General features: G+C 67.5%; 24 protein-coding genes. 9 read left to right on the forward strand and 15 right to left on the reverse strand.

What is annotated here, in order from left to right:
- The first annotated feature begins 31 nt into the window (after positions 1–31).
- Entirely contained in the window at positions 32–991 is a 960-nt protein-coding gene (locus tag ACZYRS_RS23185; protein WP_463421129.1) for a LysR substrate-binding domain-containing protein, read from the forward strand.
- 3 nt (positions 992–994) lie between these two features.
- Here ACZYRS_RS23185 and ACZYRS_RS23190 read toward each other — a convergent pair whose 3' ends face one another.
- The 3 genes from ACZYRS_RS23190 to uvrC are packed head-to-tail and all read right to left on the reverse strand — an operon-like array spanning position 995 to position 4,499.
- On the reverse strand, positions 995–1,882 hold the full coding sequence (locus ACZYRS_RS23190; protein WP_463421130.1) for a DMT family transporter: 888 nt from the start codon (positions 1,880–1,882) through the stop codon (positions 995–997).
- Positions 1,879–2,445 carry a CDP-diacylglycerol--glycerol-3-phosphate 3-phosphatidyltransferase gene (gene pgsA, locus ACZYRS_RS23195; protein WP_198787666.1) on the reverse strand — a complete coding sequence of 189 codons (567 nt, stop codon included), beginning with the start codon at positions 2,443–2,445 and terminating at the stop codon, positions 1,879–1,881. Before pgsA ends, ACZYRS_RS23190 begins: the two co-directional genes overlap by 4 nt.
- A gap of 59 nt (positions 2,446–2,504) precedes the next feature.
- Positions 2,505–4,499 carry an excinuclease ABC subunit UvrC gene (gene uvrC, locus ACZYRS_RS23200; RefSeq protein ID WP_463421131.1) on the reverse strand — a complete coding sequence of 665 codons (1,995 nt, stop codon included), beginning with the start codon at positions 4,497–4,499 and terminating at the stop codon, positions 2,505–2,507.
- Positions 4,500–4,642: 143 nt separating this feature from the next.
- Here uvrC and ggt point away from each other — a divergent pair, with 143 nt between their 5' ends.
- Positions 4,643–6,691 carry a gamma-glutamyltransferase gene (gene ggt / locus ACZYRS_RS23205; RefSeq protein ID WP_463421132.1) on the forward strand — a complete coding sequence of 683 codons (2,049 nt, stop codon included), beginning with the start codon at positions 4,643–4,645 and terminating at the stop codon, positions 6,689–6,691.
- Positions 6,692–6,732: 41 nt separating this feature from the next.
- Here the strand turns inward: ggt and ACZYRS_RS23210 are convergent, their stop codons facing one another.
- Complete coding sequence (locus ACZYRS_RS23210; protein WP_233101944.1) at positions 6,733–8,184, reverse strand: M20/M25/M40 family metallo-hydrolase; 1,452 nt, start codon at positions 8,182–8,184, stop codon at positions 6,733–6,735.
- Positions 8,185–8,270: 86 nt separating this feature from the next.
- On the opposite strand from ACZYRS_RS23210, the gene earP reads away from it, so the two are divergent.
- The 3 genes from earP (at position 8,271) to ACZYRS_RS23225 (ending at position 11,096) form a co-directional block, all read left to right on the forward strand.
- Positions 8,271–9,377, forward strand: a complete 1,107-nt coding sequence (gene earP / locus ACZYRS_RS23215) for an elongation factor P maturation arginine rhamnosyltransferase EarP (protein ID WP_463421133.1) — start codon at positions 8,271–8,273, stop codon at positions 9,375–9,377.
- Between the two features lie 175 nt (positions 9,378–9,552).
- The gene (gene efp / locus ACZYRS_RS23220; protein ID WP_198787662.1) at positions 9,553–10,107 is read left to right on the forward strand and encodes an elongation factor P; all 555 of its coding nucleotides are present in this window, start codon (positions 9,553–9,555) and stop codon (positions 10,105–10,107) included.
- A gap of 125 nt (positions 10,108–10,232) precedes the next feature.
- On the forward strand, positions 10,233–11,096 hold the full coding sequence (locus ACZYRS_RS23225; RefSeq protein WP_463421134.1) for an LOG family protein: 864 nt from the start codon (positions 10,233–10,235) through the stop codon (positions 11,094–11,096).
- 13 nt (positions 11,097–11,109) lie between these two features.
- Here the strand turns inward: ACZYRS_RS23225 and ACZYRS_RS23230 are convergent, their stop codons facing one another.
- From ACZYRS_RS23230 to pncB, 8 genes are all read right to left on the reverse strand, one after another.
- Positions 11,110–11,784, reverse strand: coding sequence for a TetR/AcrR family transcriptional regulator (locus ACZYRS_RS23230; protein ID WP_198787660.1), 675 nt, complete (start codon positions 11,782–11,784; stop codon positions 11,110–11,112).
- Complete coding sequence (locus ACZYRS_RS23235; protein ID WP_463421135.1) at positions 11,771–11,959, reverse strand: hypothetical protein; 189 nt, start codon at positions 11,957–11,959, stop codon at positions 11,771–11,773. Before ACZYRS_RS23235 ends, ACZYRS_RS23230 begins: the two co-directional genes overlap by 14 nt.
- A 13-nt stretch (positions 11,960–11,972) precedes the next feature.
- Entirely contained in the window at positions 11,973–13,502 is a 1,530-nt protein-coding gene (locus ACZYRS_RS23240; protein WP_463421136.1) for an MFS transporter, read from the reverse strand.
- Between the two features lie 110 nt (positions 13,503–13,612).
- Positions 13,613–14,776, reverse strand: a complete 1,164-nt coding sequence (locus tag ACZYRS_RS23245; RefSeq protein ID WP_463421137.1) for an MFS transporter — start codon at positions 14,774–14,776, stop codon at positions 13,613–13,615.
- Positions 14,773–16,149 carry a DNA recombination protein RmuC gene (locus ACZYRS_RS23250; protein ID WP_463421138.1) on the reverse strand — a complete coding sequence of 459 codons (1,377 nt, stop codon included), beginning with the start codon at positions 16,147–16,149 and terminating at the stop codon, positions 14,773–14,775. The genes ACZYRS_RS23245 and ACZYRS_RS23250 overlap by 4 nt, the downstream gene beginning before the upstream one ends.
- Positions 16,150–16,173: 24 nt before the next feature.
- Positions 16,174–17,160 (reverse strand): 2-hydroxyacid dehydrogenase, encoded by a 987-nt coding sequence (locus ACZYRS_RS23255; protein ID WP_463421139.1) that lies wholly within the window; start codon positions 17,158–17,160, stop codon positions 16,174–16,176.
- A gap of 11 nt (positions 17,161–17,171) precedes the next feature.
- Positions 17,172–18,584, reverse strand: coding sequence for a sodium:proton antiporter (locus tag ACZYRS_RS23260; protein ID WP_463421140.1), 1,413 nt, complete (start codon positions 18,582–18,584; stop codon positions 17,172–17,174).
- Positions 18,585–18,632: 48 nt separating this feature from the next.
- Positions 18,633–19,853, reverse strand: coding sequence for a nicotinate phosphoribosyltransferase (gene pncB, locus ACZYRS_RS23265; protein ID WP_463421141.1), 1,221 nt, complete (start codon positions 19,851–19,853; stop codon positions 18,633–18,635).
- Between the two features lie 182 nt (positions 19,854–20,035).
- Between pncB and ACZYRS_RS23270 the strand changes: the two genes are divergently transcribed.
- Positions 20,036–20,269 carry a CsbD family protein gene (locus ACZYRS_RS23270; protein WP_093434272.1) on the forward strand — a complete coding sequence of 78 codons (234 nt, stop codon included), beginning with the start codon at positions 20,036–20,038 and terminating at the stop codon, positions 20,267–20,269.
- 70 nt (positions 20,270–20,339) lie between these two features.
- Positions 20,340–20,747, forward strand: coding sequence for a hypothetical protein (locus ACZYRS_RS23275; protein WP_093434274.1), 408 nt, complete (start codon positions 20,340–20,342; stop codon positions 20,745–20,747).
- An 84-nt stretch (positions 20,748–20,831) separates the two neighbouring features.
- Here ACZYRS_RS23275 and ACZYRS_RS23280 read toward each other — a convergent pair whose 3' ends face one another.
- Both ACZYRS_RS23280 and ACZYRS_RS23285 read right to left on the reverse strand, forming a co-directional pair.
- Positions 20,832–21,278 (reverse strand): acyl-CoA thioesterase, encoded by a 447-nt coding sequence (locus ACZYRS_RS23280; RefSeq protein WP_463421142.1) that lies wholly within the window; start codon positions 21,276–21,278, stop codon positions 20,832–20,834.
- On the reverse strand, positions 21,275–22,210 hold the full coding sequence (locus ACZYRS_RS23285; protein WP_463421143.1) for a histone deacetylase family protein: 936 nt from the start codon (positions 22,208–22,210) through the stop codon (positions 21,275–21,277). Before ACZYRS_RS23285 ends, ACZYRS_RS23280 begins: the two co-directional genes overlap by 4 nt.
- Before the next feature lie 170 nt (positions 22,211–22,380).
- Here ACZYRS_RS23285 and ACZYRS_RS23290 point away from each other — a divergent pair, with 170 nt between their 5' ends.
- Positions 22,381–22,932 (forward strand): phasin family protein, encoded by a 552-nt coding sequence (locus ACZYRS_RS23290; RefSeq protein WP_198787650.1) that lies wholly within the window; start codon positions 22,381–22,383, stop codon positions 22,930–22,932.
- 129 nt (positions 22,933–23,061) lie between these two features.
- Positions 23,062–23,820, forward strand: coding sequence for a 3-hydroxyacyl-CoA dehydrogenase (locus tag ACZYRS_RS23295; RefSeq protein ID WP_463421144.1), 759 nt, complete (start codon positions 23,062–23,064; stop codon positions 23,818–23,820).
- Here the strand turns inward: ACZYRS_RS23295 and ACZYRS_RS23300 are convergent.
- A complete protein-coding gene (locus tag ACZYRS_RS23300) occupies positions 23,768–24,712 on the reverse strand; it encodes a YihY/virulence factor BrkB family protein (protein WP_463421145.1) in 945 nt (314 codons plus the stop codon). The genes ACZYRS_RS23295 and ACZYRS_RS23300 overlap by 53 nt on opposite strands.
- Positions 24,713–24,749 lie beyond the last annotated feature (37 nt).

Genomic DNA, 24,749 nt, shown 5'->3' on the forward strand with positions numbered 1-24,749 from the left:
CAATCGGCCAATTCATACTTTCCGGATTGGCATGAATCCCTCCTCGCTGGAACGCAGCGATCTCGAACTGGTGCTCGCGATTCGCGACCAGGGCAGCCTCGCCGGCGCGGCCGCCACGCTCGATGTCGTGCCCTCGGTCATCACCAAGCGGCTCGGTGCGCTCGAGGGGCGCCTCGGGCAGCGGCTGTTCGACCGCACCACGCGCCGGCTCAGCGTCACGGCCGAGGGCGAGGCGGTGTGCCTGCATGCGCGCGCACTGCTCGAAGGCTTCGCGGCGCTCGAAAGCGAGCTGGGCGAGCGGCAGAACGAACTGGTCGGCACGATCCGCCTTGCCGCCACCTTCGGCTTCGGCAGGCGCTGGCTCGGTCCGGCGCTGGCGGCCTTCCAGGCCCGGCACCCTGCCCTGCAGATCGAACTGCTGCTGACCGAGCACCTGCCCGATCTGGGCGCCGAGGGCTACGACGGCGCGCTCTGGCTGTGGGCCGTGCAGCAGCACCGCGCGGCCGACTGGGTCACGCGGCGCATCGCGCGCAACCAGCGCGTGCTGGCGGCGGCGCCCTCGTACATCGCGCAGCACGGCATTCCGGCCACGGTCGATGCGCTCACCGCGCACGCGTGCCTCGTCGCGCGCGAGAACGGCGAAGTCAACCAGCGCCAGTTCGCGCTCTGGACATTGCGCCATGCGCGCGACAGCAGCACCGCGCGCGTTCGCGTGCAAGGGCCGCTCGCGAGCAATTCGGGAGAGATGGTGCGCGACTGGTGCATGGCGGGCCAAGGCATCATGCTGCGCAGCCTCTGGGACATCGCGCCGCAACTGGCGAGCGGCGAGTTGGTGCGCGTGCTGCCGCAGTACGCGATGCCCGATGCCGACATCCACTGGGTCGCGCCGTGGCGGCCGAAGACGCCGCGCCGCGTGCGCCTCTTGCTCGATCACCTCGCGGAGCAGTTTCGCGGCGAGCCGTGGAAGCCGGCAAAGACCGGCGCGCGCTGAAGTTCAGCGCTCGCTGCGCACCACCAGGCTCACGCCGATCGCGGTGAGCCCGATGCCCAGCAGCGTCGTGAGCGTGATCGGCTCGGCGAACAGCAGCCACGCCATCACCGCGGTGCAGGGCGGCACCAGATAAAGCAGGCTCGTGACCGCCGTGGCCGTGCCGCGCTGGATCAGCATGTAGAGCAGCGAGCTCCCGCCGAGCGACAGCGCCAGCACCGACCAGGCCATCGCGCCCGTCGAGTGCGCGTTCCATTCGATGCCCTGCGATTCCATTGCAGCGAAGGGCAGAGTCACCAGCAGCGCCGCGGCCATCTGCACCGCGCTCGCGCTGCGCACGTCGCAGGGCGCGACGAAGCGCTTCTGGTACAGCGTGCCCGCCGTGATCGAAAAGAGCGCGAAGACTGCGAGCCCCAACGTCAGCGCATTGACCTCGGCGCCCTGCCCGAACTTGCGCGAGACCACGAGCACGAGGCCCGCGAAACCCAGGACGAGGCCAGCCCACTGCCGCTTCGAAATGCGCCCGCCGTTGAACGACAGCCAGATCGCGGTGAGCACCGGCTGGATGCCGACCAGCAACGCCACGAGCCCCGCGCCCATGCCCGCATGCACCGCCGCCCAGACGCCGCCCAGATACCCCGCCTGCATCAACACGCCCGTGATGGCGAGGTGCCCCCACTGCGCGCGCTCCTTCGGCCACGCGACCCGCGCGAGCGCGACCCACGCGCCGAAGCACACGAGCGAGAGCGCATAGCGCACCGCGAGGAACTTGAGGGGCGGCGCATACGGCATGCCGTAGCGCGCAACGATGAAGCCCGTGCTCCAGATCAGCACGAAGACTGCCGGCATGGCCCGGATCCAGCCCGAGCCACGTGCCGCGGCGGCCACCGTCATTTGGAGTGAGCCCGGATCTCGGGAATGGCCTTCTGTAGGTAATACACCATCGACCAGACGGTGAGCACCGCCGAGATCCAGATCAGCCACTGGCCCCAGAGGCCCGTGTCGATCACCTTGAAGAGGTGCCCGTCATAGAGCAGGAAGGGAATCGCGACCATCTGCACGGTCGTCTTGACCTTGCCGATCATGTGGACCGCCACGCTCTTGCCGGCGCCGATGCGCGCCATCCATTCGCGCAGCGCCGAGATGGCGATCTCGCGGCCGATGATGATGAGCGCCACGAACACATCGGCGCGCTGCAGGTGCACCAGCACCAGCAGCGCGGCGCACACGAGGAACTTGTCGGCCACCGGATCGAGGAAGGCGCCGAAGGAAGAGGTCTGGTTGAGCTTGCGCGCCAGGTAGCCGTCGAGCCAGTCGGTGGCGGCAAAGACGATGAACATGACCGTGGCGATCAGGTTGCGCATCGGCTCGGCGATCGGCAGATAGAACACCCCGACGATCAATGGGATCGCGACGATGCGCGTCCAGGTCATGATGGTCGGTAGGGTCCAGAACATCGCTTGATTGTGTCATGGCGGGATGACCCCGCAGGCTGCTTCGTCTCTCGGTGTTTGCCTCAGTGCAGCGCCTTGTAGATCTCCTCGGCCAGTTCGGCGGCGATGCCCTCGACCGAGGCGATGTCCTCCATGCTCGCCGCAGCCACGCCGCGGATGCCGCCGAAGCGTTGCAGCAGGCGTGCCCGGCGCTTCGGCCCGATGCCCGGAATGTCTTCCAGTTGGCTGCCGCCCACGCGCACCTTCGCGCGCTTGGCCCGCATGCCGGTGATGGCGAAGCGGTGCGCCTCGTCGCGGATCTGCGCCACCAGCATCAGCGCCGCCGAGTCCTTGCCGAGATAGACCTTCTCGCGGCCATCGGCGAACACGAGCTCTTCAAGGCCGACCTTGCGGCCCTCGCCCTTCTCGACGCCGACGATCAGCGAGAGCGGCAGGCCCAGTTCGCTGAAGACCTCGCGCGCCATCGACACCTGCCCCTTGCCGCCGTCGACCAGCACCAGTTCGGGCATGCGCGCGGTCCGCGTCCTGGGCGATGCTTCGCCGGGCTCGACACCTTCGACGGGCTCGACGTTTTCGCTCTCGGCGTCGCCGGGCGGCAGCGCCTCGGTCTCGGCCGCCATCGCCTCGGCCAGCTTGCCGTAGCGGCGGTGCAGCACCTGGCGCATCGCGGCGTAGTCGTCCCCCGGCGTGATGCCCTCGATGTTGTAGCGGCGGTATTCCTTGTTCTGCATCGTGTGGTGCTCGAACACCACGCACGAGGCCTGCGTGGCTTCGCCCGCGGTGTGCGAGATGTCGAAGCATTCGACGCGGAAGTTGTCCAGGTCGTCGCACGCGAGCTCCAGCGCCTCGACCAGCGCGCGGGTGCGCGCCTGCTGCGAGCCTTCTTCGGCCAGGAGGCGGGCCAGCTGCAGGCCGGCATTGGTCTCGGCCATCTCGAGCCAGTGGCGGCGTTGCTCCCGCGGCTGGAACACGGCCGTCACGCGCCCGCCGGCCTGCAGCGAGATCGCCTCGATCAGCTCGCGGCTCACCAGGTGGCTGAGCACCAGCGTGGCCGGCACCGGCACGTCGATGTAGTGCTGGGCGATGAAGGCTTCGAGCACCTGCACCTCGATGGGATCGGCCGCGACCGGCGCGGCGCCCTCTTCCGCATCCTCGTCCATCTCGCCGTGGTGGATCTGCGCCGCGTCTTCCACGTGCACCGGAAAGTAGGGCCGGTCGCCCAGGTGCCGCCCGCCGCGCACCATCGCGAGGTTGACGCAGGCCTTGCCGCCCTGCACCTTGACCGCGAGGATGTCGACGTCCTTGTCCGAGGCGATTTCGATCGACTGCTGGTGCAGCACCCGCGAGATCGCCGACATCTGGTTGCGCAGCTCCGCCGCCTGCTCGAACTCGAGCTTCTCGGCGTGCGTGGTCATGCGCTGCTCGAGCCGGGAGAGCACGAGCTGCGTGTCTCCCATCAAGAAGGCCTCGGCGCTGGCCACGTCCTGTGCGTAGGCCTCGGGCGTGATGTAGTCCACGCAGGGGCCGGTGCAGCGCTTGATCTGGTACAGGAGACACGGCCGCGTGCGGTTGGCGTACACGGTGTCCTCACAGGTGCGCAGCTTGAACACCTTCTGCAGCAGCTGGATCGATTCCTTCACCGCCCAGGCGCTCGGGTACGGCCCGAAGTAGCGGTGCTTCTTGTCGACCGAGCCGCGGTAGTAGGCCAGCCGCGGAAATGCGTGCGACGCGATCTTCAGATAGGGGTAGCTCTTGTCGTCGCGAAACAGGATGTTGTAGCGCGGCTTGAGCGTCTTGATGAGGTTGTTCTCGAGCAAGAGCGCTTCGGCCTCGGAGCGCACCACGGTGGTCTCCATGCGCGCGATCTTCGAGATCATGTGGCCGATGCGGGTGCCGCCGTGGCTCTTCTGGAAATAGTTGGCGACCCGCTTCTTCAGGTTGCGCGCCTTGCCCACGTAGAGCACCGCGCCGGCGGCGTCGAAGTAGCGGTACACGCCCGGCAGTTGCGGCAGCGCCGCGACTTCGCTGAGCAGTTGATCGGAATGCACGTCTGACATGGCGGCTATTGTGGCGTCACGCGGAACCCGCGTCGCAGGCCTGCGCGCAAACCCCGAGGTGGCTGGAATGAAATGTGCTGATGATGAAGACGGGCGCGAGGAGCGCCCGTGTCATTTCACCAAAACTACTCGGGAAGATTTCCATGACGAAGAAGATCCAGGCGCGCGCCTGGCGGGCGCTCCCGCCCCTGGCGCTTGCATTGAGCGTGGCCGGCTGCGGCGGCGGCGGTGGTGGCGGGCAGGACAACGCGGCGCTCATCGCCGCGATCGCCGCCATCAACGCGGCCAACAACCAGCCGCCCGCCCCGCCCCCGGCCGACAAGGGTTGCCTGATCGGCGACAGCGGCACGCCGGTCGTGGTGGGTTCCGGCGATCCGGGCGACCCCGCCGCGCCCGAGCCCGCCTCGGGCTACGTGCTCGGCCACAAGCTGGTCTACGCGAAGAACTACATGGTGGTGGCCAACCATCCGCTGGCCACGCGCGCGGGCTGCGACGTGCTCAAGGCCGGCGGCAGCGCGGTCGATGCGGCGGTGGCTGTCCAGGCCGTGCTCGGCCTGGTCGAGCCGCAGTCCAGCGGCCTGGGCGGCGGTGCGTTCATGCTGCACTACGACGCGAAGACGAAGAAGGTGCAGGCCTACGACGGACGCGAGATGGCGCCGGCCGCCGCCACGGAGAACTACCTGCGCTACATCGACGATGTGAGCGACAAGACCGTGCCCAAGCCCTCGCCGCTGCGCGCGAGCGGCCGCTCCATCGGCACGCCGGGCGCGGTGCGCATGCTCGACATCGCCTACAAGGACCACGGCAAGCTGCCGTGGAAGGACCTCTTCGGCTACGGCATCACGCTCGCATCGGACGGCTTCTCGATCGGCGGGCGCATGGCCGCCGCGATCTCCTCCTCCGAAGCCAACCTGAAGCGCGACGCCGAGGCGACGGCCTACTTCTTCAACGCCGACGGCACGCCCAAGGCCCTGGGCACGAAGCTCAAGAACCCGGCCTACGCCCAGACGCTGACCACCCTCGCCACCGAGGGCGCCAATGCCTTCTACACCGGCCCGATCGCGCAGGCCATCGTCGACAAGATCGCCGTCACGGCGGCCGTCGACGGCTCCGTCATCACTCCGGGCAAGACGACCATGGCCGACATGGCCAACTACGTGGCCAAGCGCCGCGATCCGGTCTGCGGCACCTACCGCGACTACTACGTGTGCAGCATGTCGCCGCCGTCCTCGGGCGGCATCGCGGTGGTGCAGGCGCTGGGCATCCTGGAGACCTTCAACCTGGGCCTGTACAAGCCCACCGCCATCGACATCGAGGGCGGCAAGCCGACGGTGATGGGCGTGCACCTGGTGAGCGAGGCCGAGCGCCTGGCGTATGCCGACCGCGACAAGTACGTGGCCGACACCGACTTCATCCCGCTGCCGGGCGGCTCGGTCGACACGCTGCTCAACAAGCCTTACCTGCAGCAGCGCGCGAGCCTCATCAGCCTGTCCAAGAGCATGGGCACGGCAACGGCTGGCAACCTGGGCAACGTGCCGCTGGGCATCGACAAGACCGAGGAGCACGGCACCACGCACTTCACCATCGTCGACAAGGACGGCAACGTCGTGACGATGACCACCACCGTCGAAAGCACGCTCGGCTCGTTCCACATGACGCGGGGCTTCATGCTGAACAACCAGCTGACCGATTTCTCGGCCGACCCGAACGACACCAAGGACCCGAGCATCAAGGTCGCCAACCGCGTCGCGCCGGGCAAGCGCCCGCGCAGCACGATGGCGCCCACGATGGTGTTCAGGAAGAACGGCGACGGCAGCATGGGCGAGTTCGTGATGGGCACCGGCTCGCCGGGCGGCGGCACGATCATCCAGTACGTGGTCAAGACCGTGGTCGGCGCGCTCGACTGGGGGCTCGACGCGCAGCAGGCGACCTCGCTGGTGGACTTCGGCGCGACCAACAGCCCGAGCACCAACGTGGGCGGCGAGCACCCGGCGATCGACACCTCGAACACGGGCAACAACGACCCGCTGATCGCGGGCCTGCGCGCGCTCGGCCACACGGTGAGCTTCGGGCCGCAGTCCAGCGGCATCAGCACCATCATCCGCACGACCGTGGGCGGCAAACCGGTGCTCACCGGCGGCGCGGACCCGCGGCGCGAAGGCATCGTGCTGGGCGATACCTTCACGCCCTGACGACAAAAGGGGCAGGCGCGATGCCTGCCCCTTTTGCTTGATTACTTCGCGACTTCCGAAACGAGCCGGTACAGGAACTCGCGCCCGTCGTACAGGCGCTGGATCTCGATGCGCTCGTCCAGTCCGTGCGCGCGCGCATCGGCCGGCTCCAGGAACATGCCGGTCACGCCGTACATCGGGATGCCGGCATTGCGCATGAAGCGGCTGTCGGTGGCGCCGGTGCTCATCGCGGGCACCACGGGCACGCCGGGCCACATCTGCTGCGTGAGCGATTCCACCGTCTTCACCAGGTCGCCGTTCAGCGGCGAGGCCGGGCTGCGCAGCGGCTTGCCCATGTTGCGCACCACGATCTTGTCGTTGCCCACGGCCTGGGTCAGCAGGCGCTCGACCTCGTCGGGGTCGTCGTGCGGCAGGATGCGGCAGTTGACCGTGGCCTTGGCCGATTGCGGCAGCGCGTTCTCGGCATGGCCGGCCTGCACCATCGTCGCCACGCAGGTGGTGCGCAGCTGCGCGTTGTAGGCCGGGTTGGCCGTCATGCGCTCGAGCACGCCGGCATCGGGGTTGCCGGTGCCGATGGCGCGCATGTCGTCGGCCAGCTGGCCGGTGGCAAAGGGCGCGCTGCGCGCGAAGTAGGTCTTGGTGACGTCCGCGAGCTTGATCGGGAAGGCGTAGTTGCCCAGCCGCTCCAGCCCCGCGGAGAGCGCGTAGATCGGGTTGTTCTTCGTCGGCACCGAGCTGTGGCCGCCCACGTCGCGCGCCTCCAGCATGTAGGTGGTGTACATCTTCTCGGCCACCTGCATGCGGTGCAGGTTCGGCTTGCCGCCGCGCAGCTCGCCGCCGCCGCCCTCGTTGATGCCGAACTCGGCCTGCAGCAGCTCGGGCTTGTTGCTGATGAGCCAGAAGGCGCCGTTGCTCAGCGCATCGCCGCGCTCTTCGTCGGCAGTCAGCGCCAGGATGATGTCGCGGCTGGGCTTGAAGCCCTCCTGCTTGAGCTGCCCCAGCACCGACACCAGCGCCGAGGCCATGGCCTTGTCGTCGATGGAGCCGCGCGCGGTGAAGTAGCCGCCGGTTTCCTGCAGCTTGAAGGGGTCGGTCTTCCAGTCTTCGCGCCGGGCCTCGACCACGTCGATGTGCGCCAGGAGCAGCAGCGGCTTCTTGCTGCCGTTGCCCTTGAAGCGCAGCACCAGGTTGCCCTTCTTCGGGAAGGGCTCGAAGATCTGGATGTCGCCGGGCGCGAAGCCCGATTCGACCAGGCGCTTTTCCATGGCGCGCGCGGCCAGCGTGTTGTCACCGGTCGAGTGGGTGGTGTTGATCTCGATGAGCTCCTTGTAGATGTCGTGGAAGCGCTGCTGCTGCGGCGTGAGCGACTGCGGCGCGGTGCTCGTCTGGGCCGACGCACCGGTTATGCCGGCGAGGCCGCACAGGGCCAGCGACAGGGCGAGCACGGTCTTCGCGCAACGATGGGGAAACTGCGAACGGTTCTGCATCCTCATGGTCTTTCTCTCTCCGGTGGTTGTTGTGCGGCCAGCATAGCAAGCCGGGCGCCGAACAGCCCCCGAAGACGGGCACACTCGCGGCCATGGGCACGCGCATGCAATGGGACATCTTCTGCAAGGTCATCGACAACCACGGCGACCTGGGCGTGTGCTGGCGGCTGGGCTCCCAACTGGCCGCGCTCGGCGAACGCGTGCGGCTGTGGATCGACGACGCGACGGCGCTGCACTGGATGGCGCCCACGGGCTGCGAAGGCGTGCAGGTGATCGACTGGCTCGACGCGGCCGCGGTGCAGCAGGCTGCGGCGGAGTCGGCGCCGGATGTGCTGGTCGAGGCCTTCGGCTGCGAGCCGGCGCCGGAACTGATCGCGCGATTTGCCGAGGCATCGAGCGCCGGCGGGCCGCGGTCCTGGATCAATCTCGAATACCTGTCGGCCGAGCCGTACGTCGAGCGCCTGCACGGCCTGCCCTCGCCGGTGTTCAAGGGGCCGGGCGCCGGGCTGACCAAGCGCTTTTTCTATCCGGGCTTCACGCCCGCGACCGGCGGGCTGCTGCGGGAGCCCGATCTGTTGGAACGGCAAGCGCGCTTCGACCGTGCGCAATGGCTGGCGGCGCAGCAGATTCCGTGGACGGAGGGCGAGCGTCTCGTTTCCCTCTTCTGCTATGAACCTTCGGCGCTGGCGGGTCTGTTGGCCCAGCTCGCCGACGGACCGGAACCCACGCGGCTGCTGGTGACAGCGGGCCGCGCCGCCAACGCCGTGAAGGCCCATTATTCGGGCATTTCGCCGGAGAGCCCGGCGCCCCATGGGCACGGCGCGCTATCGATTTCATACCTCCCCTACCTCACGCAGCCGGATTTCGACCACCTGCTCTGGGCCTGCGACCTGAATTTCGTGCGCGGCGAGGATTCGCTCGTGCGCGCCCTCTGGGCCGGCGCGCCGCTCATCTGGCAGATTTACCCGCAGGACGACGACGCCCACCACGCCAAGCTCAACGCCTGGCTCGACTGGCTCGGCACCCCGCCCTCGCTGAGGCGTTTTCACCACGTCTGGAACGGGTTCGGCGACGGCCCCCTGCCCCCCGTGGAAACGCAGGGCCCATGGCGGAAAACGGTGCTGGCTGGGCGCGCGGCGCTGCGCGCCCAGGACGATCTGGTCACCCAACTGCGGCATCTGATCGCCCAAAAAAGCTAAAATAGCGGGCTTTGCGGATTTCGGCCCGGGTCGTCAGGACCCGAGATGCTCTCCGCCAAACCTGCCGCGGGACATGTACCGCGGGGCCAGACACTCCGGCAAGCGCGTTTCGAACGCCGCCGGATGTCCAGAGAAAGCCCCGTGCACCGAGCGGCCAACATCCAGAGAACCTGCTATGAAAATCGCTCAAGAAATCCGCGCCGGCAACGTCATCATGCACGGCAAGGACCCGATGGTCGTCCTCAAGACCGAATACAGCCGCGGCGGCCGCAACTCGGCCACCGTGCGCATGAAGATGAAGAGCCTGGTGGCCAACTTCAACACCGAAGTGGTCTTCAAGGCCGACGACAAGATCGACCAGATCGTGCTCGAGAAGAAGGACTGCACCTACTCCTACTTCGCCGATCCGCTCTACGTCTGCATGGACGCCGACTACAACCAGTACGAAGTCGAAGCCGAGAACATGGGCGACGCCCTGAACTACCTGGAAGACGGCATGGCCGTCGAAGTGGTGTTCTACGATGGCAAGGCCATCTCGGTCGAACTGCCCACCAGCGTGGAGCGCGAAATCACCTGGACCGAGCCGGCCGTCAAGGGCGACACTTCGGGCAAGGTCCTGAAGCCCGCCAAGATCGCCACCGGCTTCGAAGTGCCCGTTCCGCTCTTCGTCTCGCAAGGCGACAAGATCGAAATCGACACCCGCACCGGCGAATACCGCAAGCGCGTCTGAGTGTTCCCGGCCTTCCGGCCGGCAACCCTCTCTGAAGAAAGGCTCCGCAAGGGGCCTTTTTCGTTTCGTGGGCACGGCGATTGCAACGCTGCACAATCCATCGGGTCTTCCTGTCCGAGTCCTTCATGAACAACACGCACGATCTTCACGACAAACGCCTGGCCGACGCCTGGGCCACGCTCCGCGCGCATTCCGACAAGGGCCTGCCGCTGGACCCCGATCCCTCGCGCATCGCCTTCGCCGATCCCGAATTCCTGCTGCGACGCGAGACGCGCGGCATCCGCATGCAGCTGGAGCTGATGAAGCCCGACGTCGAGCAGCGCGCGCATGGCATCGAGAACACGGTGGTGGTCTTCGGCAGCGCCCGCTTTCGCAGCGAGGAAGACTCCGCCGCCATGATCGCGCAGGCCGACGCCGCGGGCGACACGGTGGCCGCCGAGCGCTGGCGGCGCCTGGCGCGCAGCTCGCACTACTACGAGAAGGCCCGCGCCTTCGGCAAGCTGGTCGCGCAGTACAGCAACGGCAAGGAGCCGCAGGACAAGCTCTTCGTCTGCACCGGCGGCGGCCCCGGCATCATGCAGGCGGCCAACCGCGGCGCGCACGAAGGCGGCGGCATTTCGGTCGGCCTGGCGATCGCGCTGCCGATGGAAGAGGAAGCCAACCCCTACGTCACGCCCGCGCTGAGCTTCAAGTTCCACTACTTCGCGATCCGCAAGATGCATTTCATGATGCGTGCGAAGGCGCTGGTGGCGTTCCCGGGCGGCTTCGGCACGCTGGACGAGCTGTTCGAAGTCATCACGCTGGTGCAGACCAAGAAGTCCAAGCCCGTGCCGATCGTGCTGTTCGGCTCGGACTACTGGAAGCGGATGATCGACTTCGACTTCCTGGTCGAGGAAGGTGTGATCTCGCCGGGCGACGTGAAGCTCTTCGAATACGTCGACGCGCCCGACGACGCATGGGACGCCATCAAGCGTTTTTACAAGCTCTGATTCGCGCGGGCGCTCAGGCGTCGCTGTCGTCGACGACGTCCGGGTGCAGCGCCTGCTCGAAGAACCGCGTGAGCGCGCGGGCACGGCGGCGGCGGTCGGCAACGGGATCGCCAGCCGGGCCCATGGCCACGGCGTCGTCGGCCACGCCGTGCAGCGCATTGAAGAGGATCACGGCCGTGAGCGTCGCGTCCTCCACCTCCCACACCCCCGCCGCATCGCCCTGCCTGAGCAGGCCCACGAGTTGCGTGATGACAGCGTTGTCGTTGCGCATGCGCCGGTTTTCGGGACGGTATTCGTGGAACACCACGTCGTGCAGCGCGACGTTGTCCAGGTAGGTCTCCAGCCCCGTCTCCACCCAGGCCTTCAGGCGCGCGTGATGGTTGTCGGGGCGATGGCGGTCCATGGCGTTCTGCAGGCGCTCGCAGAAGGTATCGACGAAGCGCTGCTGCAGCGCGCCGAGCATCGCCTCCTTCGAGGGAAAGTACAGGTAGAACGTGCCCTTGGCCACCTGCGCGCCGGCCGCGATGTCGTCGATGCTGGTGGTGGCGATGCCCTTGGCGATGAAGAGGCGCTCGGCGGCGTCCATCAGCGCGACGGCGCGCGTTTCGGGCGCCTTGGTGCGGCGGCGCGGCGCGGGTTCGGCCTCGTCTGCCGGAGCGGAATCGGTGGCCGGATCACTTCGTGTCATGGCAAATCTCGGTGAACAGGGGGAACGGGGCGTCGATGACCGTATCGGGTTGCAGGCCGCGCGGCGCAATCTTCCGCGCGCCGGGATGCTTCTCGATTTTCGATGGGCGGATTTTCTCGCATTGCCCGGCCGGCACCGCGCTGCGCAAGCGAATGGGCACGAGGGCGGCAGGCATGCCGTGCGCGCCCTCAGGCCCGCGCGGGCAGCGCCGCGACGCGCGGCCTTACGCGCAGGAGCAGCCCGGCCGCCAGCAAGCCGGCCACGCCGGCACAGGCCACGGCGGCGTGGAACCCGCCCGCGAGCGCGCCGGCCAGCAAGGTGTGGGCCGTGTCCGCATCGAGCGCAGCCAGCGCGACGAGGTCATGCCGCGAGACGGCCGCGACGGCTGCCTGTTGCGCATCGCGCAGCCCGGCCTGCTCGAGCGCGGTGGCCAGCAGCGCGGTCGCCCGCGTGCTCATCAGCGTGCCCAGGAGCGCGATGCCGATCAGCATGCCGGCCTGGCGCAGCGCGTTCATCGTGGCCGAGGCCATGCCCGAGCGCTGCGCGGGCACGGACGCCATCACCGCCATGCTCGTGGACGGCACCGCCAGGCCCGTGCCCGCGCCGAGGAACACGAACAGCAGCGCCAGCAGCAGGTAAGGCGTCTCGGCCGAGAACAGCGTGAGCAGCAGCATCGAGGCGCCGATGAGCGCGTAGCCCGCGACCATCAGCGTGTGCACCTCGAAGCGCCGCGCCAGCCGGCCGAACTGCGAGGCGACAAGGCCGGTCGCCACGAACTGCGGCACCAAGCGCCAGCCGGTGTCGCTGGCCGACCAGCCCTGCACCTGCTGCAGGAAGAGCGAGAAGAAGAACAGGCTCGCGTACGACGAGAAACCGAGCACGAACGAGGCGAAGTTGGTGGCCGAGAAGCGCGCATCGCGGAACAGCGCGAGCGGCAGCAGCGGCCGCGCCACGCGCGCCTCCACCATCAGGAACAGCGCAAGGCCGATGGCCGCCGCCACCAGCGCAATCGCGGCGCGGCCGGAACCCCAGACATGCTCGCCGGCCGCGATCAACCCGTAGGTCAGCGCGCCGAGCCACAGCACGCTGAGCACCTGCCCGAGCGGATCGAGCGCCGCATGCTCCGGGTGCGAACTCTCGCGGATGCCCCAGAGCCCGAGCCCCACGGTCAGCACGCCGATCGGCAGGTTGATGAGAAAGATGCTCTGCCAGCCCGCGTGATCCACCAGCAGCCCGCCGAGCATCGGCCCGAGGATCAGCGACAGCGCCGTGAACGACGACCAGCCGCCGATCACCCGCGCGCGGCTGGCGGGCTCCGGAAACGCATGCGCCAGCAGCGAGAGCGCGCCGGGAATCATCAGCGCGCCAGCCACGCCCTGCACCGCGCGCCCCGCCAGCAGCGTGGAGAGGCTGCCGGCCGTCGCGCACATCGCCGAGCCCAGCGTGAACACGACCACCCCGGCCAGCCACGCGCGCTTGCGGCCGTAGCGGTCGCCCACCGGGCCCGCCGACAGGATGAAGGCCGAGAGGCACAGCGCGTAGATGTCGATCACCCACTGCAGGCCGGCAAGGTCGGTGGCGAGCGCGCGCTGCAGCGTGGGCAGCGCGACGTTGACGATGCTCACGTCGAGCGTGGCGATGAAGCTGCCCAGGTACACCGCCGCCACGAGCGCGATGCGGCGGCGCGGATCGGTCTGGGCCGAAGTCGGGGAGTCCATGGACGCCTTCGGGTTGAAGAAGAAGGCGCCGATACTGACTTCGAGTCAGTTAAAAGTCAATCAGATGAGAATTACTCTTATCTGGAACGTGGATTTCGCCTGAAAGCCGCTTACAGCTTCAGCCCCCACGTCGCCCGCGCGCCCAGCGCCAGCACGCCGCCCACGACCCAGAACACCCCCGCGATGCCGATCAGCGCACCGAGCGAGCCGAACAGCATCGGCATCGCCACGCTCGAGGCGTTGATGGTCATGAGCCGCAGCCCCAGCGCCTCGCCGTGCCGGGCGTGCGGCGTGATCTGGTGCAGCATGCTCATCACCATCGGCTGCACCGCGCCGAGCGCAAAGCCGAGGACGACCGAGCACAGGCCCATGGTCCAGGCCGAATCGAGCAGCGGATACACCGCGAACATCGCCGCCGTGACGATGGTGGAACTCAGGATCACGCTGCGCTCCGAGGCCCGCGAGGCGATGAGCGGCAGCACCACGCGGATCGCGGCTGCCGCGATGGCGAACGCGCCGAGGATCGAGCCGATCACCGAGGCGCTGATGCCGCGGTCGTGGCCCAGCACCGGCAGCACGAAGGCATGCACGTCCCAGCTGGACGACTGCAGCCAGTTCACGAACAAGAGGCGGCGGAACATGGGTTCTCGCAGCAGGTCCCAGGCGCGCGTCGGCACGGCGCCCACCGCGGGGGCTGCGCGTGGCGGCTCGTCGGCACCGCGCGCGAGCATCCAGCAGAGGATGGGCAGGAAAGCCATCGCCGCGAAGCAGACGCGAAACGCCAGCAGGTCCGCGGGCGCGCGGCCGGCGTGGTCGATCAGCATGCCGGCCAGGAAGGGCCCGACGAAATTGGCCACCGCGGGCGCGATGGCCAGCCAGCTGAACACCCGCTTGAGTTGCGTCGCATTGGTGGCCGAGCGGCCGACATGCCGCTGCAAGGCGATGACGGTCGCGCCGGTGGCGCCGCCGGTCAGCAGCGCCGCGATGCACATGACTGGAAAGATCGGAAAGACCAGCACCAGCCCCGCGCCCACCGACGCCGCGATCACCGACCACCAGAGCGGCCGCTTGAACCCATGCCGGTCGGCAAAGCGCCCCGCCGGCAGCGCGAGGAACACCTGGGTCAGCGCGAACAGCGCGATCAGCACGCCGACCGCCGCCGCGCTGTAGCCCTGCTGCAGCGCCAGCAGCGGCGTGGCCAGGCGCATGCCGGCCATCGTGGCGTGCAGGCAGACCTGGGCGCCGATCACACGCAGCAGTTCGGAGCCTTTCACGGAGTGTCGTCGCCCTCGGTATCGGTGTTGGCAGTCGTCGGCAGGAGCACCTGCGACTGGGCTTCGGGCAGCGCCTCGACCTTGCGCAGCGCCAGACGCATCTGCTTGGCGCGCGTGTCGGCCTTGTCGAGCGTGTCGGAGGCCTTGGCCACCTGCTCCTTGATGCGCGCGACCCATTCGCCGTAGCGCTCGAACTCGGTCTTGACCGCGCCCAGCACCTTCCAGACCTCCGAGGCCTGCTGCTCCAGCGCGAGCGTGCGAAAGCCCATGTGCAGGCTGTTGAGCATCGCGAGCAAGGTGGTCGGGCCGGCCAGCGTCACGCGGTGCTGGCGCTGGATGGCGTCCATCAGGCCGGGCCGGCGCAGCACCTCGGCGTAGAGGCTCTCGACCGGCAGGAAAAGAATCGCGAAATCGGTCGTGTGCGGCGCGGCGAGATAGTTCTCGGCGATCGAACGCGCCTCCAGGCGGATGCGCGCTTCGAGCGCCTTGGCCGCCAGTTCGGCGCCAGCTGCATCGGCGCGCTCGTGCGCGTCGATCAGGCGCTCGTAGTCGTCGCGCGGAAACTTGGCATCGATGGGCAGCCACACCGGCGCACCGTCGTCGCCGCGGCCCGGAAAGCGGATCGCGAAATCGACGCGCTGGCCGCTGCGCGGCTTGGTCTCGATCTGCTTGGCGTACTGTTCGGGCGTGAGCACCTGCTCGAGCAGCGCTTCGAGCTGTACCTCACCGAACACGCCGCGCGTCTTCACGTTGGTCAGCACGCGCTGCAGGCTCCCGACGCCGACGGCCAGCGTCTGCATTTCGCCCAGGCCCTTGTGCACCTGCTCGAGCCGGTCGGCCACCTGCTTGAAGCTCTCGCCCAGGCGCGCCTCGAGCGTGCTCTGCAGCTTCTCGTCGACGGTCTTGCGCATCTCGTCGAGCTTGGCGGCGTTGCTCTGCTGCAGCTGCGCGAGCTGCGTTTCCATCGTCGCGCGCACTTCGGCCAGGCGCCGCGCGTTCGATTCGCTCAGGCCCTGCAGCTGGGTGTTGAGCGTGTCGGCCAGCGACTTCTGCAGCGATGCGAGCTGCAGCGCGAAGGCGTCGAGCTGCGCGTTCTGCGTGCGCGTGGCCTCGGCGCCCTGCTGAACCAGCGACTGCTGGAAGGTGGCGAAGGCCTGCGCGGTTTCCTGCCGCGTGCCGCGCGCGCTTTCGCCGATGTCGTTGCGCAGCTCGCGTTCGGTGCGCTCGTTGGCCGATCTCAACGCGGCCAAGAGGCCCAGCATCTCGCCGTGGTCCGGCTTGGGCTGCCGGCGTGCGAGCAGCCAGATCACCAGCACGAGCTGGACCACGGCGAGCGCGGCCAGCGCGAGAAGAATCAACTCAGTCGGTTCCAAGGAGCGTCGCTGTGTGTCAGGTGTTTACTTCGTGGCCGCTGGAACGGGCGTGACGGGCGTGAGCGGCCCCTTGCCGCTGAAGTACGCGATGAGGTTGTCGGCCGCGAGGTCGGCCATGGCACGGCGCGTGGGCACGGTGGCGCTCGCGATGTGCGGCGTGAGCACGACGTTGGGCACGGTCAAGAGGTCCGGATGGACCTTGGGCTCGCCCTCGAACACGTCCAGCCCCGCCGCCGCGATGCGCTTCTCGCGCAGCGCCACGGCCAGCGCCGCGTCGTCGACGATGCCGCCGCGCGCGATGTTCACCAGCGTGGCGGTCGGCTTCATCAGCGCGATTTCGGCGGCGCCGATGGTGTGGTGCGAAGCCGGCGAGTAAGGCACGACCAGCACGACGTGGTCGGCGGTCTTGAGGAGCTCTTCCTTGCTCACGTAGCTGGCCTTGCAGTCGGCTTCGAGCGAAGCATCGAGGCGCGAGCGGTTGTGATAGATCACCTTCATGCCGAAGCCGTGCGCGCCGCGCCTGGCGATGCCCTGCCCGATGCGGCCCATGCCGATGATGCCGAGCGTGGCACCGTGGATGTCCGAGCCCGCGAACATGTCGTAGCTCCACTTCTCCCACTTGCCGGCGCGCAGGAAATGCTCGCTCTCGGTGATGCGGCGCGCGGTCGCCATGAGCAGCGCGAAACCGAAGTCGGCGGTGGTCTCGGTCAGCACGTCGGGCGCGTTGGTGCCCAGCACGCCGTGCGCGGCCATCGCATCGACGTCGAAGTTGTTGTAGCCCACGGCCATGTTGGCGCAGATCTCGAGGTCGGGGTTCGCGTCGAGCACCGCGGCATCGATGCGCTCGCTGCCGGTGGTGAAGGCGCCCTGCTTGCCCTTGAGCCTGGCGATGAGTTGCTCTTTGCTCCAGCTCTCGTCGGACTGGTTCGACTCGACCTCGAAATGCTGCGACAGGCGCTCGATGGTCTCGGGAAAGATCGCGCGCGCGACCAGGATCTTGGGCTTGCTCATGATGTGTGCACTCAACGGAAGAAGAGGAAGGTGGAGATGACGAACAGCGGAATCAGGATGGCCACGGACCACGCCATGTAGCCGAAGAAGCTGGGCATGCGCACGCCGCGGCTCTCGGCGATGGCCTTGACCATGAGGTTGGGCGCGTTGCCGATGTAGCTGTTGGCACCCATGAAGACGGCGCCGGCCGAGATGGCGGCCAGCGTGCTCGCGTAGGTGGTCATGAGCGCGGCCGGGTCGCCGCCCGCGGTGTTGAAGAACACGAGGTACGTCGGCGCGTTGTCCAGGAACGAGCTCAGCACGCCTGTCGCCCAGAAGTACATCGCCGGGTCGGGCTGGCCGTCGGCGCGCGTCACGGCCGAGACGATGGCGCCGAACGGGCCTTGCGTGCCCGCCTTGAGCATCGCGATCACCGGGATGATGGTGAGGAAGATGCCCGCGAAGAGCTTGGCCACCTCGGCCATCGGGCCCCACTCGAACTGGTTGTCGGCGTGCACCTTGGGCGCGGTGAGCTTGTACGAGATGAGGGCGATCAACAGCAATCCCACGTCGCGCACCAGCCCGGGCAGCCCGACCGGGGTGCCGAACACATCGAAGCTCACCGGCGATTTCCAGAAGCCGCTCAGCAGCACCAGCACGACCACGCCGCCCAGCAGCCAGAAATTGGCGGCGCCGTCGAAGCCGATGCGCGGGGTGTCGGGGGTCGGATCGACCGGCAGCACGCCCTCCTTGCGGTAGTAGTGGCGGTCGATGGCATAGAACAGCGCCAGCAGCACGCCCACGATGAAAAGCGTCTCGGGCAGGATGTTCTGCACCGTCCAGAAGAAGCTCACGCCCTTGAGGAAGCCGAGGAACAGCGGCGGATCGCCCAGCGGCGTGAGCGAGCCGCCCGCGTTCGAGACGATGAAAATGAAGAACACGATCACATGCACCTTGTGCATGCGGTTGTCGTTCGCGCGGATCAACGGCCGGATCAGCAGCATCGAGGCGCCCGTGGTGCCCATGAAACTCGCGAGCACCGCGCCGATCGCCAGGATCGCCGTGTTCAGGCCCGGCGCCCCGTGCAGGTTGCCGCGGATGTGGATGCCGCCTGCCACGGTGAAGAGCGCCGTCAGCAGGATGATGAACGGGATGTACTCGGCCACCAGCGCATGCACCAGTTGCCCGCCCGCGAGGCCCGCGCCGTAGATGGCGGCAAAGGGCAGCAGGAAGGCCAGCGCCCAGGCCGCGGAAATCTTGCCGTAGTGGTGGTGCCAGAAAGACGGAGCCAGCAGCGGCAGCAGCGCGATCGACAAAAGGATGCCGGCGAACGGAACGCCCCAGAGCGGCGAGAGCACGGCGCCGTCGAAATCCGCGGCGCGGGCCAGGGCGGGAAAGAGCATGGGCAGCACTGCGGCTGCCGCGAGGCGGAGGGTCTTTTTCATGGGTGCAGTACCGTAACAGACCGAGCTCGGGCCGAGGCCGGGCCGCGTTCAGGCCGCCGGCTGTTCGATCTCGAACACCTGGCGCAGGTACGCCAGGTATTTTTCGTCCTCGCACATGTTCTTGGACGGCGTGTCCGAGAGCTTTGCCACCGGCTGGCCGTTGCAGTGGATCATCTTGATGACGATCTGCAGCGGCTCGTAGCCCAGGTCGTTGGTGAGGTTGGTGCCGATGCCGAAGGCCAGCTGGCAGCGGCCGCGGAACTGCTGGTAGAGCTCGATGGTGCGCGGCACCGTGAGGCCGTCGCTGAAGATGAGCGTCTTGGTGAGCGGATCGACCCGGTTGGCCGCGTAGTGCGCCAGCATGCGCTCGCCCCACTGGAACGGATCGCCGCTGTCATGCCGGGCGCCGTCGAAGAGCTTGCAGAAGTACAGGTCGAAGTCGCGCAGGAACGCGCTCATGCCGTACACGTCGGACAGCGCGATACCGAGGTCGCCGCGGTATTCGCGCGCCCAGCTCTCGAAGCCGAAGATCTGGCTGTCGCGCAGCCGCGGGCCGAGCGCCTGGCAGGCCTGCAGGTATTCGTGCGCCATGGTGCCCAGCGGAATCAGGCCCAGCTTCATCGCGTACAGCACGTTGCTGGTGCCCGCCAGCTGCGGCAGGCGGGCGCCGGGCTTGGCCTGTATCGGCGGTGGCGTGACGGCGCCCAGGCGCGAGTTCAGGGTGCGAAGGACTTCTTCGTGCCAGTCTTTCGAGAAGCGGCGGCGCGTGCCGTAGTCGGCGATCTTCAGGTCCGCAAGACCCGCGTCCTGCAGCTGGGCGATCTTGGTTTCCAGGCGGCGGCGGCCCTCCTCGATGTCGGGCTTCTTCTGCGTGTTGCGGAAGTACACCTCGTTGACGATCGCCAACACCGGGATCTCGAACAGGATGGTGTGCAGCCACGGCCCCTGGATGCGGATCTCCAGTTCGCCCGAGGGCTGGGGAATGATGTTGATGTACTTCTCGTTGAGCCGGAAGAGCCCGAGGAAGTCGACGAAGTCGCTCTTGATGAAGCGCATGGACCTCAGGTAGGCCAGCTCGGCATCGCGGAACTGCAGCGAACAGAGGCTGCGCACCTCGTCGCGGATCTGGCCCGCGAACTGCGCCAAGTCGACGCCGGGGTTGCGGCACTTGAAGCGGTACTCGACCCGGGCGCCCGGGAAGTGATGCAGGACGACCTGCATCATCGTGAACTTGTAGAGGTCGGTGTCGAGCAGGCTGTGGATGATCATGGTCGTCGTCGGTGCGCGGTGTCTCAAACTTTTCGGCGTCCGCTCGATTATCACGGGCAGCGTCGGCCTCTGCCTACGGGGGCTGCACAGCACGTCCTACCGGCAGGGCGAATCCATCACGAGACATTCGTTTCACGGCGGCGACACAGCCCGCCGAATCAACCTCTCAAAGGAGATTCGCAATGAACAAGGACACCATCGAAGGCAACTGGAAACAGCTCAAGGGCAAGGCCAAGGAGCAATGGGGCAAGTTGACCGACGACGACTTCGACGTCATCGCCGGCAAGCGCGACCAACTGCTCGGCCGCATCCAGGAACGCCACGGCATCAGCCGCGATGAAGCCGAAAAGCAGGTCAAGGACTGGGAATCGCGCGACGGCCGCTCGCCCGATGCGCTCTGGTTCGAAAAGTACTGATCCCAATGCCGGCTGGCCGTCAGCCAGCCGGAACGCACCCGAATTTCAACAACCTCGAAGGAAAACTCCAATGAAAAAACACCTGCTCATGCTCGCTCTCGCCTCCACCTGTTTCGTCGCCACGCAAGCCAGCGCGATGACCGGTGACGAACACAAGGTCGCCAAGGAAAAGATCGAGGCCGACTACAAGGTCGCCAAGACCCAGTGCGACACGATGAAGGACAACGCCAAGGACGTCTGCCAGAAGGAAGCCAAGGGCAAGGAAGACGTCGCCAAGGCCGAACTGGAACAGCAATACAAGCCGAGCGACAGCAATGCGCGCAAGGTCGCTGAAGAGAAGGTGAAGGCCACCTACGAAGTCGCGAAGGAAAAGTGCGACGACCAGAACGGCGCCGCCAAGGATGCCTGCCAGAAGCAGGCCAAGGCTGACGAAGCCCAGGGCAAGGCCGAAGTCAAGGCCATGAAGAAGGCCATGTAAGGCACTGCGGCCCGATCGGTCGATCGGCCGCATGACAAAAGACAACGGCGCCCTCGGGCGCCGTTTTTCCTGGGGGACCGGGGATCAGGCTTTCAGCGTGTCGACCACGCGCTGCAGCGCCTCGGGCAACGGCACCGGCCGCTGCGTCTCGCGGTCCACGTAGACATGCACGAAGTGGCCCTGCGCGGCCGCGGTGTCGGCGCCTTCGGCGAAGAGCGCGATTTCATAGCGCACGCTCGAGCGCCCTGCCTGCGCCACGCGGATGCCGGCCTCCACCGTCTGCGGGAAAGCGATCGGGGCGAAGTAGTTGCACTGGGTCTCGACCACGAAGCCGATGGTCCGGCCTTGGTGGATGTCGAGCGCGCCGCGTTCGATGAGGAGGGCATTCACCGCCGTGTCGAACCAGCTGTAGTACACGACGTTGTTGACGTGGCCGTACATGTCGTTGTCGGCCCAGCGCGTCGGAATGCTGCGGAACGCGCGGTAGCTGCTGCGGGAATTCGGCGTGGGTTTGGCGGCGGAGGAGCTCATCGCGCGGCATTTTGCCAGCGGCGCCAGTAGTCGAACGCCACCCGGAAGGTGCCCAGTTGCACCTGCACGGTTTCCGCGATGTCGCTGGCGTAGCCGCCGGCCATGGCGAAGGCCACGGGAATGCGGCGCTGCCAAGTCCAGTCGAACACGCGGCGGTCGCGCGCCTCCAGGCCGTCGAAGCTGAGTTTCAGGCGACCGAGGCGGTCGCGCTCGAAGGGGTCGGCGCCTGCGAGATAAATCACGAGGCCGGGGGAGAAGCGGCGGTCGAGCTCGTCCAGGGCATGCTCCAGCGCGGTGAGGTAGTCGGCATCGCCGCAGCCGTCGGGCAGTTCGACGTCCAGGTCGCTGGCCTCCTTGCGGAAGGGAAAGTTCTTCTGGCCGTGCATCGAGAGCGTGAAGACGCTCGCATCGTTGCGAAAGATGCTGGCCGTGCCGTTGCCCTGGTGGACGTCCAGGTCGATCACCGCGACCTTCAGCTTTCGGCCGCTGCGGCCGTGCTCCGCCTGCATCAGCCGGGCCGCCACGGCCGCGTCGTTGAAGACGCAGAAACCGCCGCCCTTGTCGGCGTAGGCGTGGTGCGTGCCGCCGGCCATGTTCGCCGCGATGCCGCCGGCGAATGCGGCGCGGCAGGCGGCGATGGTGGCGCCGGTGGAGCGGCGCGAGCGCTCGACCATCGCCTCGCTCCAGGGGAAGCCGATCTCGCGCATCGCCTGCGGGCTCACGCTGCCGTCGCTGATGGCGGCGATCCACTGCGGTGTGTGGGCCAGCGCCAGTTCGCCGTCGCTGGCGCGCGGGGCCTGGTCCATTTCGACGGCGGGCAGGTGTTCCTCCAGGCGGTCGCGCAGCAAGGCGTAGCGCGACATGGGAAAGCGGTGGCCGGGCGGCAGGGGCAAGACGAACTGGCCGGAATAGAAGGCGCGCATGCCCGGCATTCTGCGTTGCGGACCGGTTTTAGAAAGCGTCCTCTAGATTGCTGCACAGCAGCAAAAACCCCTTGATCGCAAAACTCAGCTGCCTATACTTGAGGCCATGCTGCACCGCAACAAAGACGACGAGGCGCAGCGCAACGTGAATCGACCACCATCCCTTCTGGAGATCCCAAATGGCCCTGACCGCTGACCAAATCCTCGCCGCCCAAAAAGCAAACCTCGAAACCCTGTTCGGCCTGACCACCAAGGCTTTCGAAGGCGTCGAGAAGCTCGTCGAACTGAACGTGACCGCCTCGAAGGCTGCCCTGGCCGAAGCCGCGGGCACCGCCCAAGCTGCCCTGAACGTCAAGGACGCGCAAGAACTGCTGACGCTGCAAGCCAGCCTGTTCCAGCCCCTGGCCGAAAAGACCGCCGCCTACAGCCGTCACCTGTACGACATCGCCCAAGGCACCGGCGCGGAATTCTCCAAGGCTTTCGAAGCCAAGGCCTCTGAAGCCCAGCAAACTTTCGTCGGCCTGGTCGACAGCGCTTCCAAGAACGCCCCCGCCGGTTCGGAAACCGCCGTCGCCGTCCTGAAGAGCGCCGTGGCTGCCGCCAACAACGCATTCGAATCGGTCCAGAAGGCTGTCAAGCAAGCCTCCGACGTCGCCGAAGCCAACTTCAACGCCGTGTCGACGCAAGCCGTCGCCGCCGCCAAGACGGCCACCGCTTCGCGCAAGCGCTAAGCACCGACCACCACCAGTTGTCTCCTTGGGTCCTCACGGATCCAATTCAGGGCCTCATCTTCGGATGAGGCCTTTTTTTGGTCCAACGCGCGTCTTCGATAATGCCGGTCTCATTTCAGGAGACTCTCCATGCAGATCGACGGCAAGGTTTTTATCGTGACCGGGGGCGCTTCGGGCCTCGGCGAAGGCGCGGCGCGCATGCTGGCCGCCAACGGCGGCAAGGTGGTGATCGCCGACATGCAGGCTGAAAAAGGCGAAGCCGTCGCCAAGGACATCGGCGGCGTGTTCGTCAGGTGCGACGTGAGCCAGGAAGCCGATGGCCAGGCCGCGGTCGCGGCCGCCGCGAAGCTGGGCAAGCTGGTCGGCCTCATCAACTGCGCCGGCATCGCGCCGGCCGAAAAGACCGTGGGCAAGAACGGCCCGCACGCGCTGGCCGTGTTCAGCAAGACCGTCACGGTCAACCTGATCGGCAGCTTCAACATGATCCGCCTGGCGGCCGACGCGATGAGCAAGAACGAGCCCGAGGCCACCGGCGAGCGCGGCGTGCTGATCTCGACCGCCTCGGTCGCCGCCTACGACGGCCAGATCGGCCAGGCCGCCTACAGCGCCTCCAAGGGCGGCGTGGTCGGCATGACCCTGCCCATCGCCCGCGACCTCGCGCGCAACGGCATCCGCAACATGACCATCGCCCCCGGCATCTTCGGCACGCCCATGCTCTTCGGGATGCCGCAGGAGGTGCAGGACGCGCTGGCCGCCAGCGTGCCGTTCCCCTCGCGCCTCGGGACGCCCGAGGACTACGCCAAGCTCGCGAAGCACATCATCGAGAACGACATGCTCAACGGCGAGGTGATTCGTCTGGACGGAGCGATTCGACTCCCTCCGCGCTGACCGACGGTGGCTGGGCCGTACTGCCCGTGCGGTCCAGCCGCTCGTACTGCGCGATCACCTGCGCGCCCAGCAGCACGAGCGTGGCGGCGATCTCCAGGCTCAGCAGCACCACGATCGCCGTGGTGAGCGAGCCGTAGACCACGTTGACCTGCGAGAGCGTCGAGAAATACCAGATCAGCACCCGCCGCGTCGCTTCCCACAGCAGCGCGGCGGTCACGCCGCCCAGCAGCGCGTGGCGCAGCGACATCCGGCCGGCCGGCATCACCAGATACAGCGAGGTCAGCATGAAGATCTCGCCGCCCAGTCCCAGCAGGTACAGCAGCAGCCCCGAGACGCCCGAGAGCGACCAGTTGCGCCCGAACAGGTCCACGCTTTCCTGCCCCACCAGCTGCAGCGCGCCCGACACCAGCGTGACCAGCAGCAGCCCCACGCACAGGCACAGGATGTAGATGTAGGGCATCGCCACCGAGACGAGGAAGTGGCGCTTGTGGTCGGCCTTGCGGTGGTGAAAGATCACCGCCATGGCGCTCTCCAGGATGCTGAAGGCCAGCGAGCTGAAGAAGATCATCGTCACCAGCAGCACCGGGCCCATCACGTCGCGATGGTCCAGAAAGCTCGACAGCTCCGTCACGATCGCCTTCGATTGCCCCGGCAGCAGCCATTCGAGATACCGCCCGATGGTGCGCAGCAACTCGGCCTGATCGATGACATGCGAGATCGCGATCACGCTCACGATCAGGAGCGGCACGATGGACAGCAGCGCGTAATACGCCACCGCGCCCGCGAGCAGCAGCCCCTGGTTGGCGCGAAAGGCCTTCAGCGCATCCCAGATGAATCGGAGCGGGTGCCGCAGCAGCGGCGCGGCGTGTTGCAATGGGTTGGGCGTCGTCATGCGTTGGGAATCAGGATCGCATTCAGTATGCCGCCGC

This window comes from Variovorax sp. AC194, from assembly GCF_979257995.1.